The sequence below is a fragment of the Elioraea sp. genome (assembly GCF_022842375.1).
Classification (GTDB): Bacteria; Pseudomonadota; Alphaproteobacteria; order Acetobacterales; family Acetobacteraceae; genus Elioraea_A.
In genome coordinates this window covers 39,091-55,232 of the sequence record NZ_JALHPR010000014.1, presented here as the reverse complement: position 1 = coordinate 55,232, position 16,142 = coordinate 39,091, and the positions used below count along the sequence as shown (strand labels likewise).

At 70.3% G+C, this 16,142-nt stretch carries 12 protein-coding genes and 1 tRNA gene; 4 read left to right on the top strand and 9 right to left on the bottom strand.

Annotation, left to right across the window (positions count from 1 at the left end; genetic code table 11):
* Positions 1–39 precede the first annotated feature (39 nt).
* Both Q0C38_RS13200 and Q0C38_RS13195 read right to left on the bottom strand, forming a co-directional pair.
* Positions 40–1,221 carry an acetyl-CoA C-acyltransferase gene (locus Q0C38_RS13200; protein ID WP_291297566.1) on the bottom strand — a complete coding sequence of 394 codons (1,182 nt, stop codon included), beginning with the start codon at positions 1,219–1,221 and terminating at the stop codon, positions 40–42.
* Positions 1,222–1,232: 11 nt separating this feature from the next.
* Positions 1,233–4,676 carry an indolepyruvate ferredoxin oxidoreductase family protein gene (locus Q0C38_RS13195; RefSeq protein WP_291297565.1) on the bottom strand — a complete coding sequence of 1,148 codons (3,444 nt, stop codon included), beginning with the start codon at positions 4,674–4,676 and terminating at the stop codon, positions 1,233–1,235.
* Positions 4,677–4,886: 210 nt separating this feature from the next.
* Here Q0C38_RS13195 and Q0C38_RS13190 point away from each other — a divergent pair, with 210 nt between their 5' ends.
* Both Q0C38_RS13190 and Q0C38_RS13185 read left to right on the top strand, forming a co-directional pair.
* Positions 4,887–6,200, top strand: a complete 1,314-nt coding sequence (locus tag Q0C38_RS13190; RefSeq protein ID WP_291297564.1) for an aminotransferase class III-fold pyridoxal phosphate-dependent enzyme — start codon at positions 4,887–4,889, stop codon at positions 6,198–6,200.
* The gene (locus tag Q0C38_RS13185) at positions 6,200–6,718 is read left to right on the top strand and encodes a cupin domain-containing protein (protein ID WP_291297563.1); all 519 of its coding nucleotides are present in this window, start codon (positions 6,200–6,202) and stop codon (positions 6,716–6,718) included. Before Q0C38_RS13190 ends, Q0C38_RS13185 begins: the two co-directional genes overlap by 1 nt.
* Positions 6,719–6,725: 7 nt before the next feature.
* Here Q0C38_RS13185 and Q0C38_RS13180 read toward each other — a convergent pair.
* Positions 6,726–6,800: transfer RNA gene (locus Q0C38_RS13180), tRNA-Thr, on the bottom strand.
* Between the two features lie 81 nt (positions 6,801–6,881).
* Here Q0C38_RS13180 and Q0C38_RS13175 point away from each other — a divergent pair.
* Positions 6,882–8,393, top strand: coding sequence for an L-lactate permease (locus Q0C38_RS13175; RefSeq protein ID WP_291297562.1), 1,512 nt, complete (start codon positions 6,882–6,884; stop codon positions 8,391–8,393).
* A 23-nt stretch (positions 8,394–8,416) separates the two neighbouring features.
* Here the strand turns inward: Q0C38_RS13175 and Q0C38_RS13170 are convergent, their stop codons facing one another.
* From Q0C38_RS13170 to Q0C38_RS13150, 5 genes are all read right to left on the bottom strand, one after another.
* The gene (locus Q0C38_RS13170) at positions 8,417–10,150 is read right to left on the bottom strand and encodes a SulP family inorganic anion transporter (RefSeq protein WP_291297561.1); all 1,734 of its coding nucleotides are present in this window, start codon (positions 10,148–10,150) and stop codon (positions 8,417–8,419) included.
* Positions 10,151–10,229: 79 nt separating this feature from the next.
* Positions 10,230–11,828 (bottom strand): NAD(P)/FAD-dependent oxidoreductase, encoded by a 1,599-nt coding sequence (locus tag Q0C38_RS13165; protein WP_291297560.1) that lies wholly within the window; start codon positions 11,826–11,828, stop codon positions 10,230–10,232.
* 136 nt (positions 11,829–11,964) lie between these two features.
* Positions 11,965–13,179, bottom strand: a complete 1,215-nt coding sequence (locus tag Q0C38_RS13160) for a cyclopropane-fatty-acyl-phospholipid synthase family protein (protein WP_291297559.1) — start codon at positions 13,177–13,179, stop codon at positions 11,965–11,967.
* A gap of 92 nt (positions 13,180–13,271) precedes the next feature.
* On the bottom strand, positions 13,272–13,529 hold the full coding sequence (locus tag Q0C38_RS13155; protein WP_291297558.1) for a hypothetical protein: 258 nt from the start codon (positions 13,527–13,529) through the stop codon (positions 13,272–13,274).
* A 92-nt stretch (positions 13,530–13,621) separates the two neighbouring features.
* Positions 13,622–13,828 carry a cold-shock protein gene (locus Q0C38_RS13150; protein ID WP_291297557.1) on the bottom strand — a complete coding sequence of 69 codons (207 nt, stop codon included), beginning with the start codon at positions 13,826–13,828 and terminating at the stop codon, positions 13,622–13,624.
* A gap of 726 nt (positions 13,829–14,554) precedes the next feature.
* Between Q0C38_RS13150 and Q0C38_RS13145 the strand changes: the two genes are divergently transcribed.
* Positions 14,555–14,974 (top strand): hypothetical protein, encoded by a 420-nt coding sequence (locus Q0C38_RS13145; protein WP_291297556.1) that lies wholly within the window; start codon positions 14,555–14,557, stop codon positions 14,972–14,974.
* A 142-nt stretch (positions 14,975–15,116) separates the two neighbouring features.
* Here Q0C38_RS13145 and Q0C38_RS13140 read toward each other — a convergent pair whose 3' ends face one another.
* Positions 15,117–16,118, bottom strand: coding sequence for a glycosyltransferase family 2 protein (locus Q0C38_RS13140; RefSeq protein WP_291297555.1), 1,002 nt, complete (start codon positions 16,116–16,118; stop codon positions 15,117–15,119).
* Positions 16,119–16,142 lie beyond the last annotated feature (24 nt).

Here is a 16,142-nt window from a genome sequence, read left to right as displayed (position 1 = left end):
TCCCTTTTCCGTTGTTGTTTCCCGGAACCGAGTTGCAGTCTAGAGCAGTTCGACGGCCACCGCCGTCGCTTCTCCCCCGCCGATGCAGACAGCCGCAACCCCGCGCTTCAGCCCCTCGCGCCGGAGGGCGGCGAGCAGCGTGACGAGGATGCGCGCCCCCGAGGCGCCGATCGGGTGGCCCACGGCGCAGGCCCCACCGCGGATGTTCACCTTCTCGGGAGGGAGGCCGAGCGCGCGTTCCGCCGCAAGCACCACCACCGCGAAGGCCTCGTTGATCTCGAACAGGTCGACATCGTCGATCGTCCAGCCAGCGCGGTCGAGCACCTTGCGGATCGCCTCGACCGGCGCGGTGGTGAACCAGGCAGGCGCCTGGGCGTGGGTTGCCATGGCGATGATGCGTGCGAGCGGGCGAAGGCCGCGCGCCTCCGCATCCTCCTCGCGCGCGAGAACGAGGGCGGCCGCGCCATCGCTGATCGAGGAGGAGTTTGCCGCCGTCACCGTGCCGCCGTCGCGGAAGGCGGCGCGCAGCGTCGGGATCTTGGCCGGATCGGCCCGGCGCGGCTGTTCGTCGAGCGAAACGAGGATGTCGCCCTTGCGGCCGGGGACGGAGATCGGCGCGATCTCGTCGGCCAGCGCGCCGTTGCCGCCTGCTGCGAGAGCGCGCTCGAGGCTGCGTGTCGCGAATGCGTCCTGGTCGGCCCGCGAGATGCCGAGGGAGGCGGCGGTGTCCTCGGCGAAGGTGCCCATCAGCCGGCCGGGGGCATACGCGTCCTCGAGCCCGTCGAGCGCCATGTGGTCGAGCACCTGGCCGTGGCCGAACTTCATGCCGCCGCGCGCTTTCGGCAGCAGGTAGGGCGCGTTGCTCATGCTCTCCATCCCGCCGGCGACGAGGATGCCGTCGTCGCCCGCCGCAAGCGCTTGGGCAGCGTTCATCACCGCCTGCATGCCGCTGCCGCACATCTTGTTCAGCGTGGTGCAGGGAACCGCCTCACCGAGGCCGGCGGCGAAGGCAGCCTGGCGTGCCGGCGCCTGGCCGATGCCGGCGGAGAGGACGTTGCCCATCGTGACACCCGTCACCTGGTCGGCCTGCACACGGGCGCGGGAGAGGGCGGCGGCGATCGCGTGCCCGCCGAGTTTCGGTGCCGCGAGCGGCGAAAGCTCGCCGAGCAGGCCGCCGATCGGGGTGCGCGCGGCACCAAGGATGACGATGGGGGATGACATGCGGTGTTCCTTCACTCAGCGGCCAGCGCCTGGTGCGGCGCGGCAAGGCGATCGAGAAGCGCGCGGCGGGCGGGTTCGGCCTTCGCGTGGCTCGCCTGCTTCACCGGGCCGAAGCCGCGCACCGAGAACGGGTGCCGAGCCAGCGCTGTTGCCGCGTCGCGCGTGGCGGGTGAGAGGGACGCGATCGCCTGCTCCATGTCGGCCTCGTAGCGGGCGATCATCTCGCGTTCCAGCCTGCGGTCATCCTGCCGTGCGAAGAGGTCGAGCGCGGTGCCGCGCAGCACCTTGCCGCGCGCGAGCAGGCGGAACATCGGCAGCATCAGCCAGCCGGGCAGCGCGATCTTGCGGCGGCGGCCCGTGGCGGGCTCGGTGCCGAGCCAGGGCAGTGGCGGGGAAAGGTGGAACCTCGGCGACCCGCCCTCGGTGGTCGCCGCAAGGTCCGCCAGGAAATCAGGGTCGGTGTGCAGGCGCGCGACCTCGTACTCGTCCTTGACCGCAAGCACGTGGAAATAGCCCTCAGCGACCGCCCGCGCGAACGGCCCCGCAGCGCCGAGGGCGGTGGCTTCGGCTGACGCCGCACGGCCCACGAGCGCGCGATAGCGTTGCGAGAGACGATCGTTCTGGTAGCGGGTGAGTTCCGCGCAGCGATCCTCGACGAAGGGATCGAGCGTGGCGGGCGTCGTCGTGCGCGACAGCACGGCATCGGCGAGGGTGGGGTCGGCGGCGAGTGCACGGCCCCAGAGAAAGGCGCGGTGGTTGACGGCCACCGCAGTGCCGTTGAGCGCGATCGCCTCGGTGAGTGCTGCTTCGCCGACGGGGACGAGCCCGCGCTGCCAGGCCGCACCCAGCAGCAGCGTGTTCATTGCCATCGCATCGCCGAACAGCGCCTCGGCCACCTGTGCTGCCTCGATCCACGCGGCTTCGGTCGCGGCGGCGGCAAGGGCCGTGCGGTGGCCGCTGGCATCGAGCGTGACGTCGGGGTCACGCACGAAGGCAGCAACGGCGGGAAGGGCCGCATTGCCGACGACGGCACCGTTGCGCGAAACGCGGCTGATCACGTCGCGCCCCGCAGCGACCGCAAGGTCGCCGGCAAGCAGCAGGTCGGCGCGGCCAACCGGCACGCGGGCAACGTCGAGCATCGTGTCATCGGGCGCGATCTGCACGTGGGCCACGACCGCGCCGTTCTTCTGCGCAAGCCCGGTGAAGTCGAGCGTGCGCACCGAACGCCCCTCGATATGCGCTGCCATCGCAACGACGGCACCCGTGGTGACGATGCCGCCGCCGCCGACGCCGGCGAACAGCGCGCGCCACGGCCTGTCGAGCGCAGGCACATGCGGTGCCGGAACGCGGTCGGCAAGCGAGGCCTCGAGTTCGGCGAGGTGCGGGGCGGGCACGTGCCGGCGTGCGCCCTCGACCGTCACGAAGGAGGGGCAGAACCCCTTGAGGCACGAGAGATCGGTGTTGCAGGCGGAAGGGGAAACGCGGCGCTTGCGACCGAAGGGCGTCTCCACGGGCTCGATCGCCACGCAGTTCGACTGCACGGTGCAATCGCCGCAATTCTCGCAGACGCGCGGGTTGATCAGCACCGTGGTGACCGGCGTGGCCATCGCGCCGCGCTTGCGCTTGCGGCGCTTCTCGGTCGCGCAGATCTGGTCGTAGATGATCGCCGAAACGCCGTCATGCTCTCGGAACGATCGCTGCACGGCGTCGAGCTTCTCGCGCGTGTGCCGCTCAACACCTGGGGGAAGGGCGCGCGCGGCGGGAAGGCGTGCGGCATCATCGGCGACGACCGCGATCCGCCGCACGCCCTCGGCGGCGAGCTGGTGGGCAACCTGTGCCACCGTCGGCCCGCCATCGACGGGCTGGCCGCCGGTCATCGCGACCGCGCTGTTGTAGAGGATCTTGTAGGTCATCCGCGTGCCGGCTGCCACGGCCTGGCGGATCGCAAGAAGGCCTGAATGCTGGTAGGTGCCGTCGCCCATGTTCACGAAGAGATGCGGCAGCTCCGTGAACGGCGCGAGGCCGACCCAGGTGGCACCCTCGGCACCCATCTGCGTGACGGTGCGCGCGCGGCCGACCTCGCCGAGCGCCAGGGTGTGACAGCCGATGCCGCCCATCGCGATGCTGCCCTCGGGCACGACGGTCGAGCTGTTGTGCGGGCAGCCGGCGCAGAAGAACGGGGCGCGCTTCAGCGCATCGGCCAGCGCCGGCACGTGCGGTGCGGGGGCGGTGACGGCAACGCCGAGCACCCCGAGCAGCTTTGCGAGCGCACCCGCGACGATCGTCGGATCGAGTTCACCCGCCTCGGGCAGCAGCGGCGCACCGTCGAGCCCCGCCTTGCCGGCAATGGCTGGGCGCGCATCGGCAGGAAGGTTGTAGAGCGCCTCGCGCAACTGGCGTTCGACGATGCTGCGCTTCTCCTCGATCACGATCAGCGCACGCTTGCCTGCGGCGAAGCGGCCGATGCCGTCGGTCTCCAGCGGCCATGACATCGCGACCTTGTAGAGCGCGATGCCGGCTTCCGCCGCGCGCGCTGGCGTGAGCCCGAGATCGTCGAGCGCGCGCAGCACATCGAGATGCGCCTTGCCGGCGGTGACGATGCCGATGCGGGCATCCGCGCGGCCGAACACCAGGCGGTCAAGGTTATTGGCGCGCGCCCAGGCGCGGGCGGCGGGCAGCCGCTCCTCCAGCACGCGGCGTTCGAGCTCCGCCCGCTGTGCCGGCCATTGCAGGCGCGGATCGGCGTTCAGCCCGTGTGGCGGCAGCGCGATGTCTGGTGCGAAGAACGAATGATCCTCAGGCAGAACGAAGGTCGCCGCACCCTCCACCGTCTCGGCGATCGTCTTCATCGCGACCCAGAGGCCGGAGAAGCGGCTCATCGCATAGGCGGCGAGGCCGAGGGGAACGATCTCGTCCACCCCGGCCGGCTGGAAGACGGGGATCATCACGGCCTCGAACACCATGTCGGTCTGGTGCGGCAGGACGGAGGATTGCGCGGCGTGATCGTCACCGGCGAAGGCGACGACGCCGCCATGCCTGGCGGTGCCGAAGGTGTTGACGTGCCGCAGCGCATCGGCGGAGCGATCGACGCCAGGCCCCTTGCCGTACCAGAGGCCGAACACGCCCTGGTGCTTCGCACCTGGGAAGGCGGCCGCCTGCTGCGTGCCCCAGAGCATGGTCGCGGCGAGGTCCTCGTTCAGCCCGGGCTCGAACCGGATGCGGTGGGCGTCGAGCAGCTTCCGCCGCCGCCACAGCTCCTGGTCGACCCCGCCGAGGGGGGAGCCGCGATAGCCGGAGACGAGGCCGGCGGTGTCGAGCCCGGCGGCACGGTCGCGCCGCGCCTGTTCGAGCAGCAGCCGCACGATCGCCTGCGTGCCTGTCATGAGGATGGGCGCGTCGAGCTCGACGAACCGGCTCTCGAGCGTGACCGTATGCCTGCCTGACGTTGCATCCATCGGCGAACGACCTCCCAGCCTCGTGGTCGCGTTTAGGTCAACGATGCTAACCTAACCCAATCATCCCGCTCATGTGGCTGCCAAGTGGCACCGGCGCGCGCAGCATAAAGAGCCTGGCGGGCTTTCGCACGAAACGGTGTTTCGCGCCCTTCACCATACGGCGGGACGTGGCATGATCCATTAACGGTACGAAAGCCCCTGGAGGCGCTGATGACCACGCTCGCGGCGAACTGGACGATCGAGGACGCGCTGGCCGAGGAGGAGCGGGGCTTTTCCGCCGCCAACCCTGCCTCCCGCGCGCGCGCGACGGCGGCCGCCGCCGTCATGCCCGGCGGCAACACGCGGACGGTGCTGCACTACACGCCCTTTCCGCTGGCCTTCGCCAAGGGAGTGGGAGCGACCCTGACCGACCTCGACGGGCACACCTATCGCGACTATCTCGGCGAATACTCCGCCGGCCTGTACGGCCATTCGCCCGGGCCGATCCTCGCGGCGGCGCGCGCGGCGATCTCCGACGGCATCGTGCTCGGCGGTCCGAACATGTACGAGGCGCGCCTGGCCGCGGCGATCGCCGAGCGTTTCCCCTCGGTCGAGCGCATCCGCTTCACCAACAGCGGCACGGAGGCGAACCTGATGGCGCTCGTCACCGCCCGCGCGGCGACGGGGCGCTCACGCATCCTCGGCTTTGCCGGCGGCTATCACGGTGGCGTTCTCGTGTTCAAGCCGGGCATGGCGACGAACGTGCCGTTCGACCTGGCCCTTGCCCGCTACAACGACATCGCCTCCGTCGAGGCGGCGCTCGCGCCTGACCCGGCGGCGTTCGCTGCCGTGATCGTCGAGCCGGTGATGGGCTCTGGCGGGTCGCTGCCGGCGGATGGCGACTTCCTGAGGGCACTGCGCGAGATCACCGCGCGGCACGGCATCGTGCTCATCCTCGACGAGGTGATGACGAGCCGCCTCGGCCCGGGCGGCATGCAGGGGCGGCTTGGCATCCGCCCCGACCTGACCACCTTCGGCAAGTATCTCGGCGGCGGCTTCAGCTTCGGTGCGTTCGGCGGGGCTGACCACCTGATGGGCCGCTACGACCCTTACCGCCCCGACGCACTCTCCCATGCCGGCACGTTCAACAACAACGTCACCTCCATGGCCGCTGGGCTTGCGGGGCTGACGCATCTGTTCACGCCCGCGGCAGCCGAGGCGTTGACGGCGCGCGGCGAGGCGCTGAAGGCAGCGGTGAACCAGGCGGCCGAGGCAGCCGACGCGCCGGTGCGGATGACCGGCTTCGGCTCCATGCTCGGGCTCCACCCGACCGACCGGCCGATCGTGCGGCCCGAGGACGTTCCGGATGCGAAAGCCTCGCGCGCGCTGCTCCATCTCGCACTGCTCGCGCGCGGCATCTACATCGCCCGCCGCGGCTACGTCTCGCTGTCGCTGCCGCAGAACGCGGCTGACGATGCCGCCTTCGCCGCCGCCGTGGCCGATGCCGTGACGGTGCACGGCCGCGTGCTCAGGGAGAACGCGTGATGGACGCGCCCGTGACCGAAGGCATGGCGCGCATTGTCCAGCCAGGCGAGGCACCGGGCTTCTGGCAGCCGGTGCCGGCGAACGGCTATGTCGAATGCCTGCTCGACCCTTCGACCGTCACGTCCGACACGCCGTTCGCGATGGGGCGGCAGACGGTGGATGTCGGTTGCCACGTGCGCGAACACACGCATGACCGGCATGAGGAGATCATCCACTTCATCGCGGGTGAGGCGACGGTGATGCTCGATGGCGTTGCCCACCCCGCCGTTCCCGGCACCACGGTGTTCCTCGGCAAGGGGCGTCGGCACGCCTTCATCAACGCGGGCGATGTGCCGTTCACCTTCGTCTGGTTCCTGATGCCATCGGGGCTCGAGCGGTTCTTCGCCGCGATCGGACGCCCGCGCGAGGCGGGTGAGCCGGCACCCGCGCCGTTCCCCCGGCCGGCCGACGTGGCCGAGATCGAGCGGCGCACCGTGTTCGGCTGGGCCGACCAGACGGTGCAGAAGCCGGGAGCATGACGGGAACTGGTGCCCGGTGAGGGATTTGAACCCCCGACCTTCGGTTTACAAAACCGCTGCACTACCACTGTGCTAACCGGGCTTCCGATCATGTCTCTATGGGGCACCGCAGCCGTTTGCAAGCGCTCCGGCGCAGCCGCGCGGGCGCGGCGCGGCCGCTGAGATGGCGGCGCTCGGCGCATTCCTCCCGATCGCCGCCATCCTGGCGCTGATGCTTGGCGCGCGGTGGGCCGCCGGGCCTGCGGGGCTTGTCGGACTTGCGATCGCGGTGCCGGTTGCGATCCTGGGCTTCGGCTGGCGTGGCCCGGTGGAGGCGGGCGGCCTCGTTCCGGCGCTCATCGGCATCGGTGCCGAGGCAAGCTTCACCGCGCTCACCATCCTCTGGATCGTGCTTCCGGCGCTGTTGTTGCATGAAGTGCAGATGGGCTCCGGGGCGACGGAGACGCTTCGGCGCGCACTCGCCCGTCTGTCCGATGATCCACGCGTGGCCGCGCTGCTGATCGCCTGGTTCTTCGCGCTGTTCGTCGAGGGCGCCGCTGGGTTCGGCACGCCGGTAGCACTTGCAGCGCCGCTGCTGGTCGCCGTGGGGTTCGCGCCCGTCCAGGCAGTGTCGCTCGCGCTCATCGGCCATGCGGTCGGGGTGTCGTTCGGTGCCGTCGGCACGCCGGTGCTGCCGCAACTGGCCGCAACCGGGCTTTCGCCCCGCGCGCTGGCCGGCATGACGGCGGGGCTGCACGCTGTCCTCGGCTGGGCCATGGCGCTGATCGTGTACCGGCTTGCCTCGGCCGCGGGGGGAAAGGCGGGGCTCGTCGCCCCGGCCATTGCCGCTGCCGCCTTCCTGCTTCCCTTTGTCGCGATCGCGGTTCTCGTCGGGCCGGAGTTGCCGACGCTGGGCGGCGCGCTGATCGGCGGGCTCGTGTTCGCGGCATGGGTCCGCCGGCGCGGTGACGCGGTGGGGCAGGCGGCGCCCTCGCGACGCGCCCTTGTCATGGCCGCGCTGCCCTATCTCCTGCTGCTCGCAGCGATCCTTGCGACGCGGCTTCTGCCGCCGCTGCGCGAGGCGCTGGCGGAGCGGACGGTCGCCTGGTCCCTGGCTGGCGGGTTCGGAGGCAGCATCCAGCCGCTCTCCCACCCCGGGACGCTGCTGATGCTCGGGCTTGCCCTGGCGCTGATGCTGCGCGGCGAGCGGCTGGCGGTCGTGACGGACGCGGCGGGGCGGGCAGGACGGCGGGTGCCGGCTGTCCTGCTGGCGCTGCTCGCCATGCTGGGGCTGGCGCGGCTGATGGTCCATGCCGGGCTGGTCGACGTGCTGGCCGATGGCGCCGCCGCCCTGGTTGGCCCGGCCTGGCCGCTTCTGGCGCCGGGGGCGGGCGTGCTCGGTACCTTCGTCACCGGTTCTGCCACCGCCTCGAACATCCTGCTGTCGGATTTCCAGCGCGCGACGGCAGAAGCCCTCGGTCTGCCGCTCCTGCCGCTGACGGCCGCGCAGGGCGTCGGGGCTGCGATCGGCAACATCATCTGCCCGCACAACATCGTCGCCGGCGCCGCGACGGTGGGGCTTGTCGGACGCGACACCGCGCGCGTGCTGCGCATGACGATGCCTGCCGCACTGCTCTACACCGCGCTCGCCGGCGCGCTGGTGGCCGCGCTCATCGCGCTGGGCCGTTTCGGCTGACGCATGCTGGGCCGACGCAGGGGTCAGCCCGGGGGGGGCGCGCCGGCATGCTCGGCCGCGATCGCCTGGAGCGTCATGCCACGGTCGATCCCGCCCATTTGGTCGGCCAGCCCCTCGCGGCGCAGCAGGTCGCGCACCCGCCCGCGCGCCTCGACGATGGCGAAGCGGATGTCGCGCCGCGCCAGCACCTCATGCAGCTTCCTGAGCATCCCCGCGCCGGCCATGTCCATCATCGGCGAGGCGGAGAGGTCACACACCACGAGCCGCGTGCCGCCCACGGGTGCAGCGTCAATATGCGCGAGCACGGCATCGCGCACCACCTCGGCGTTGGTGTAGAGAAGCGACGCCTCGGGCCGGAAGGCGACCATCCCCGGGATCGGCTCGTTCTCCGGATGGCGCGCGATGTCGCCGAAGGTGCTGCTCCCCGGCATGCGCGCGAGGAAAGCCACGTGCGGGCGGCTCGAATAGGCGAGCAGCATCAGGATCGAGGCGAGTGCCGCGAGCAGGATGCCTTGCAAAATCCCGAGCAGCAGGACGCCGACGAGCGCGACGATGGCGGCGGCGAAATCGGACTTGCTCACCCGCCACAGCCGGCGAAGGGCGGTGATGTCGATCAGCCCCGCGACGGCGGTGAGCACGATCGCCGCGAGCGCGGCCTTCGGCAGGTTCGCGAGCAGCCCGGTGAGGAACAGCAACGACAGCGCGAGCGTGGCCGACGCGACGACGAGGGCGATCGGTGTTTTCGCCCCCGCCTGCTCGCTGACGGCCGATTGCGAAAGCCCGCCGGCGACGGGATAGCCATGGCCGAACGCGGCGAACAGGTTCGCCGCGCCGATGCCGAGGAATTCCTGGCGTGGATCGAGCGCGTAGCCGTGCTTCTCCGCGAAGCTCCGCGCCGCGGAGACGCCCTCGATATAGGCGAGCAGCAGGCAGCCGGCCGCGAGCGGGAAAATGCCCTCGACATCGACAAGCCTGATGCCTGGCAGGCCGAGGGCGGGAAGACCGGAGGGGATCGTCCCGGTTACCGCCACACCGTGTGCGGCAAGCCCGAACAGCGCGACGACGAGGATCGACAGGGCCACGACCGCGAGCCCGACGGGCCTGCCCGGCAGCAACCGCGCGCCGGCCACGAGCAGCACGAGCGCGGCTACGCCGAGCGCGAGCGTCAGTGCGCTGACCGAGCCGAGCTGTCCCGCGAGGGCGATGACGCGCGTGATCACCGTATGCCCGCCGCCGGGCACGCCGAACAGCGAGGGCAACTGCGTCAGCGCGATCGTGATGCCCGCGCCTGCCTTGAAGCCGACCAGCACGCTGTCGCTGATGAGCTTGACGAGCGCGCTCAGCCGCAGCGCCCATCCGACCAGGCACAGCAGCGCGACGGCAAAGCCCGCGAGCGTCGCGATCTCGGCCGCGCGCGCCATGTCGCCGCCTGCCATCGCGGCGACATTGGCGCCGACCATCAGAGAGATCGCCGAGGTCGGCCCGACGGCGAGATGCCGCGATGAGCCGAGCAATGCATAGCCGAGCCCGCCCAGCATGTAGCCATAGACGCCCACCTGCGGCGGCAGGCCTGCCAGAGTTGCGTAGGCGAGTGCCACGGGGATCGCATAGGCCGCGAGCGTGATGCCGGCGACGAGGTCTGCCGTGAGCCATGCGGGGCGGTAGCCACGTAGCCATGTGAGCGGTGGGAACAGGCCGGGTCGTCGCGTCGCGTCCGCTGTGGTTTCAGCCAACCCCGGGCCCTCCGCGCGCTGCATCGGTCACGTTACGGGCGACGGCGTTGCCGCGGCATTGTCGCAGATCAATCGCGCGCCCGGCCCTTGGCGGCATTCGTCGCTACGGCGCCACGGTGAAGCCCCGGTATCCCTCGGCCGCGACCGTGTCGCAGACCGCGCGGTAGCGGCCGAGGCCCCCGAGATAGGGCATGAACACGCGCGGCTTGCCCGGCACGTTGGCGCCGAGATACCAGGAGGAGGCCGCCGTCGGGTAGAGCGTGGCGTTTGCCACCTCGGCGACATGCGCGCCCCAGGTGTCGGCCGCGTCCGGCGTCGCCTCGATGCGTGCGAGGCCCTCCGCGCGGAGCCAGGCGATGCAGCCGGCGATCCAGTCGACATGCTGTTCGATCGCCACCGGCATGTTCGTCAGCACCGAGGGGCTGCCCGGGCCGGTGATGGTGAACAGGTTGGGAAAGCCCGGCACGCCGAGGCCGAGATGCGTGCGCGGGCCCTCCGCCCAGGCATCCTTCAGCCGCGTACCGCCGCGTCCGGCGATGTCGATCCTCAGCAGCGGGCCCGTCATCGCGTCGAAGCCGGTGGCGAACACGATGATGTCGAGCGGCACCACCCCCGCACGCGTCTCCACGCCCTCGGCCACGATGCGCGTGATGGGTGTCGCCCGGATATCGACGAGGCGCACGTTGTCGCGGTTGAAGGTCTCGAAATACTCCGTGTCGATCGGTGGGCGCTTGGTCGCGAAGGGGTGGTCGAATGCCGTCAGAGCCGCCGCGGTCGCCGGGTCCTTCACGATGCCGCGGATCTTCTCGCGGATGAAGGCCGAGGCTTCGTCGTTCGCCGCACGGTCCACCATCATGTCGCGGAAGCTCGCGCGGAAGCTGAGGCCGCCCGCGTTCCAGGCCTGTTCGTAGATGGCCCGCCGCTGCTCGTCGCTCACCTCGAACGTGCCGCGATCGGCCGGCACGTACGGGTGGCCGTTGGTGTTGCTGCGCATCCGTGCCTTGAGCGAGGGCCAGGCCTCCTTGATCCGATTGCGGAACGTCTCGTCGAGCGGATGGTTCTGTGCCGGAACGGAATAGTTGGGCGTGCGCTGGAACACGGTGAGGTGGGCTGCCTCTGCCGCGATCACCGGGGCAGCCTGGATGCCCGTGCTGCCCGTGCCGATGAGCCCGACGCGCTTGCCCGTGAAGTCCACCCCCGCCTCGGGCCAGTTTCCGGTGTGAACCCAGGTGCCGCCGAAGTGCTCGAGGCCGGGAATGTCGGGAATGTTGGCGGCGGAGAGGCAGCCGACGGCGGTGATGAGGAAGCGGGCGGCATAGCGCTCGCCCGCCTCGGTCGTCACCAGCCAGCGTGACGCGGCCTCGTCGAAGCGCGCCGCGGTCACGCGCGTGTCGAGGCGGATCGACCGGCGAAGGTCGAACCGGTCGGCGACGTGGTTGAGGTAGCGCAGGATCTCGGGCTGGCGCGGATAGCGTTCCGACCACTGCCACGCGCGCACGAGATCGTCATCGAACTGGAAGCAGTATGACCAGCTCTCGGAATCGCACCGCGCGCCGGGGTAGCGGTTCCAGTACCAGGTGCCGCCGACGCCGCTGGCGGCCTCGAGCGCCACCACGTCGAGGCCCTGGCGGTCACGCAGCAGGTGGATGGCATAGAGCCCGGCGAAGCCAGCGCCGATGATCAGCGCATCAAGGCTGCGCACCTCGCCGTCTGCAGGCGCTGGGGGGAATGTGGCAAGGTCTGGTTCGGTATCCGGCATCGTGCACCTCGGCGGCGTCGCGCATTCGCTCGCGGCATCGTCGCGCCGGGCGCTTCGCGCGTCGAGGGGGATGTCGCGTTCATCCCGCCGGTGGGATTGGCTCGAGCGGGTAGGGCACGCGGCCCTTGGTGAAGGTGATGTGATGGAGGTCGAGCCCGCTGCCGCCGGCGCGGAATCCCTCGATCACGCCTTCGAGATAGTAGGTCCAGATCCTGCGGAAGCGTTCGGTGAAGCGCACGGGGTCGATCGCCACGATGGCATCCCACGAGGCCTCGACATTCGCGAGCCACGCTTCCGCCGTGCGCTGGTAGTGCCAGCCGAGTTCCTCGAGCCGCACGACATGCAGCCCCGCGTCATCGAGCAGGTCGAGCGCGCGCGGCAGGCTCGGCACCGCGCCGCCGGGGAAGATGTACTTGATGGTGAGATACTCGGTCGGGAACTGCGCCATGTAGCTCGTCGTCGAGATCAGGCCGATGCCGCCGGGCTTCAGCGCGGTGGCGATGCCCTCGATCCATGTCTTCTGGCAGGTGTGGCCCGCGTGCTCGTAGACGCCGACGGAGAGGTAGCGGTCATACGCCCCAGGCTCGGCGGCGAGATCGCGGTGATCCTTCTCGACGATCGTCACGCGGCCCGTGAGGCCGCGCGCTGCGATCCGTTCGGCCATGACGCGGTTCTGCTCGGGCACAAGGCCGTAGTTCACGACCTCGACGCCATGATGCTCGGCGGCATGAAGCGCCATCTCGCCCCAGCCCGAGCCGACTTCGACAAGGCGCTGCCCCGGTGCGAGGCGAAGCTTGCGGCAGATTGCCTCGCAGCGGTTCGCCTGCGCCTCGGCGAGCGTGGTCGTCGCGTCGTGCCAGAGCCCTTCTGCGTAGAGGCAGGCCTCGCCCAGCATCAGGTGGAAGAACGCGTGCGGCATCCCGTAATGGTGCCGCGCATTCGCCTGCGCGCGCGCCCTGTCGCGGTTGTCGTCGCGCGCCTCGAGGCGGCGTCGCATGAGTGTGAGCAGGGGGTTGGCCCCGTACCGATACGCGCTGCCATACGCGAGGCGCATCAGAAGCCCTGCGGGCCGCTCGCCGACGAGGTCGATCTCTGCGTCGAACCAGGCCTCGAAGAAGCCGACATAGCCGAGCAGCACGGTATTCCGCTCGGCGCGCGCCGTCCTGAAGACGATGGTCAGCGCCGGCGTGCCGGGGCGGCTCTGCCACGTGCTCGCATCAGCGAACACGGCGCGGAGGATGGTATCCTGGCCGCGTGCGATGCGCTCGAAAAGGGCGCGGAGGATGCGCTTCATCACCGCCTCCTGCACTCCGCGCGAGCATAGGCCGCGGCGGGGGAGGGCGGAAGGGGCAGCAGCGGGCGCGCAGGGGGAGCGCCCGCGCGGGATCAGCCCTTCGGAATGCCGGTCATGCGGGCGAACACGCGGCGCTGCTCGGTGTCGGCGGCCGGCGCGGCGCCGCGCACCTGGCTCTCGCGCACCACGCGCTCATGGCCGTCGGTGGCGTTCTTCACGCGGTACTCGCGATCGCTGCTGTCATTGGGAAGCTGGCGCACGACGGTGTAGACGCCGGGCGGTGCCGCGCCGTCATGGCGGCCATGACCGAGCTCGACGCGCTGGCCGATGGCGAAGCGGTGCTGCGACATGGGATATGATCCTTCGTTATGAAAGCAAAACGGGGCCGGCATTGCTGCCGGCCCCGCTCCAAGCGTCAGGCTGGTCCCTGGAAGCGTAGGACTCAGGCCCGCTTGAGGTTGCCGGCAGAGGTCTTGCCCTGGCCGCCGCGGACGAGCTCGTACTCGAGCTTGTCGCCCTCGCGCGGCTCGGACATGCCCGAGCGCTGGACATCCGAGATGTGCAGGAAGACGTCCTTCGTGCCGTCATCGGGCTGGATGAAGCCGAAGCCCTTGGTTGCGTTGAACCATTTCACTGTGCCAACAGGCATGGTGGTATTCCGTTCATGGTGAGTGCACGGCAACGGTGCCGTGCGACGATCAGGCGTCGAGGGGGAACGGAAACCAGGCTCGGCGCTCGATCATGAGCTTGGAGAGCAGGCCGAACCGATCAGCGTCTGATGACACCGAACATGGGCGCTTCGAGCTGCGAGGGCAAGCCCAATCGGCGCGGGCAACGCAGGGTTGCGCGCGCTCGTCAGGAGATGCCGCCGGCAAAGCCGCGCGTGAGTTCGCGGTGGACGAGGCCGACGAGGCAGCGGATCGGCAGCACGATTGCGGGAGGCGCGCGGCCCGACGGTCGAACGGCGAGGGCACGGCGGGACGCCCCGGGCCCTGCAGCGTGACGCCGCGGCTACCGGCATCGTAACGACTCCATGCGCGCCGGACACGCTCACCTCCCCCGGGCACGCTCACCTCGTCCGTGCGATCGGTACGACAAGAAAACATCGTCACGTTGCCGATGAAGGCAGTCGCGAAGCGGGAAGGGCCGGCAGCATCATGGCGGATGCAGCAGGGGAGAGGCATGATCGGTGCGCGCGACCGTCGGTGGGCGCGCCGCGCTGGTCCGGCCCCACCCACAGGGTGCCGCGGGGTGCTGACATCCGTGCCGCCGTCCGGTTGCTCTCGTCTGAAGCCGGGCTGCGCTACGTCAATGCGGCGACGGCGTGCCTGGGGCCAGGCTGTCCTTGTCAGTGGCCCTGATGAGGAGGCTTTCCGTGACACGAATCCAGACTGCCGCTGCCGCGTTCTGCATCGCCATCGCCGCCGCCCCCTCTGCCGCACCTGCGCAGGTTTCGCCCGGAACACTCACGCCCGGAACGCAGGTCGGCGAGGTGGTCAAGCGACTGTTGGTCAGCCCCGGCGACTGGTTGATGAACTGGCCGGATACGGCGGCACACTACGTCACCGCCAATGCTGCGCTGACCTTCGAGGAGCGCGACGGCGCGCTCATCGTTCTGATCCGCAACCTCCTCAGAAACATCGGTTGCGAGAAGCCCGTGGTTGTCACCGGTGATCGCGTCACGTTCGATGGCTGCATCGAGCGCAATATCAGCCTCCGCTTCACGCCCGACGATCCCGTCTTCCCTTTCCGCGGCGAGAGCCCGCAGCGGTGGTACACGCTCAGGCCGTACTAGACGCCGTCTCGTCTGCCAGCCGCGTACCGACGACGTCGCATGTCCTGCGCCCGTGATCAGGCGCCATGGGCGCCGAACATGGATCGGATGGCACGTGCGTTACTGTGCCGGCCAGCACGGCAGCCAGCCGGCGGCACGCCACTCAGCGCGTGGGGGCGGTCTCGAGGAGGGCGTCGCGCTCCGCCGCGGCAGGCGCGGTGGGCAGGTAGCGCTCGACCAGGTAGAGAGGCCGTGCCTTCACCTCGTTGAAGACGCGGCCGAGATACTCCCCGATCACGCCGAGCGTCATCAGCTGCACCCCGCCCAGGAACAGCACCACCGCCATGACCGACGGATAGCCAGGCACCGGGTTGCCGAAGAGCAGGGTGCGCACGACGATCTGCCCGCCGAACAGGATGGCGAACACCGCGACCGCGAGGCCGAGATAGGTCGCGATCTTGAGCGGCATCACCGTGAACGAGGTGATGCCCTCCAGCGCCAGGTTCCAGAGCTTCCAGTAGTTCCACTTGGTGGTGCCGGCGGCGCGCGGCGCGCGGTCGTACAGCACGGCCTTGGAGGGGAAGCCCACCCAGGCGAACAGCCCCTTCATGAACCGGTGCTGCTCGCGCAGCTTCAGCAGCGCATCGACGGCGCGGCGGCTCATCAGCCGGAAATCGCCGGTGTTGCGCGGGATCTGCACGCGCCCGCCGATGTTCTGCATCAGCCGGTAGAACAGGCTCGCCGTCGCGCGCTTCACGGCAGTCTCGCCCTCGCGCACGCGGCGCTGGGCGTAGACGACGTCGAACCCCTCGCGCCAGCCGGCGACGAGCTCGGGGATCACCTCGGGCGGGTCCTGGAGGTCGACATCGGTCACCACCACCGCGGCACCCCGGGCATGGTCGAGCCCGGCGGTCATGGCGATCTCCTTGCCGAAATTGCGGCTGAGGTTCACCACCGCAACGTTGCCGTTGCGTTCACGAAGCTCCTCGAGGATGGCAAGGCTCCTGTCGCGGGAGCCGTCATTGACGTAGACGACCTCCCACGGCTCGCCGAGCGCGCCCATCACCGTGGCGAGGCGGCCATGGAACTGTGCGACAACCTCCTCCTCGTTGTAGAGGGGGACGACGATGGAGAAGGTCGGCGCGGTGTGTGGGGCGTTGGGCATGGGCAAGGATGTCATGGTGCGTGG

Excerpts from the sequence above, each read along its gene's own strand:
- Q0C38_RS13200 (WP_291297566.1), bottom strand. The coding sequence starts at position 1,221 with ATGTCATCCCCCATCGTCATCCTTGGTGCCGCGCGCACCCCGATCGGC.
- Q0C38_RS13195 (WP_291297565.1), bottom strand. The coding sequence starts at position 4,676 with ATGGATGCAACGTCAGGCAGGCATACGGTCACGCTCGAGAGCCGGTTC.
- Q0C38_RS13190 (WP_291297564.1), top strand. The coding sequence starts at position 4,887 with ATGACCACGCTCGCGGCGAACTGGACGATCGAGGACGCGCTGGCCGAG.
- Q0C38_RS13185 (WP_291297563.1), top strand. The coding sequence starts at position 6,200 with ATGGACGCGCCCGTGACCGAAGGCATGGCGCGCATTGTCCAGCCAGGC.
- Q0C38_RS13175 (WP_291297562.1), top strand. The coding sequence starts at position 6,882 with ATGGCGGCGCTCGGCGCATTCCTCCCGATCGCCGCCATCCTGGCGCTG.
- Q0C38_RS13170 (WP_291297561.1), bottom strand. The coding sequence starts at position 10,150 with ATGCAGCGCGCGGAGGGCCCGGGGTTGGCTGAAACCACAGCGGACGCG.
- Q0C38_RS13160 (WP_291297559.1), bottom strand. The coding sequence starts at position 13,179 with ATGAAGCGCATCCTCCGCGCCCTTTTCGAGCGCATCGCACGCGGCCAG.
- Q0C38_RS13155 (WP_291297558.1), bottom strand. The coding sequence starts at position 13,529 with ATGTCGCAGCACCGCTTCGCCATCGGCCAGCGCGTCGAGCTCGGTCAT.
- Q0C38_RS13150 (WP_291297557.1), bottom strand. The coding sequence starts at position 13,828 with ATGCCTGTTGGCACAGTGAAATGGTTCAACGCAACCAAGGGCTTCGGC.
- Q0C38_RS13140 (WP_291297555.1), bottom strand. The coding sequence starts at position 16,118 with ATGCCCAACGCCCCACACACCGCGCCGACCTTCTCCATCGTCGTCCCC.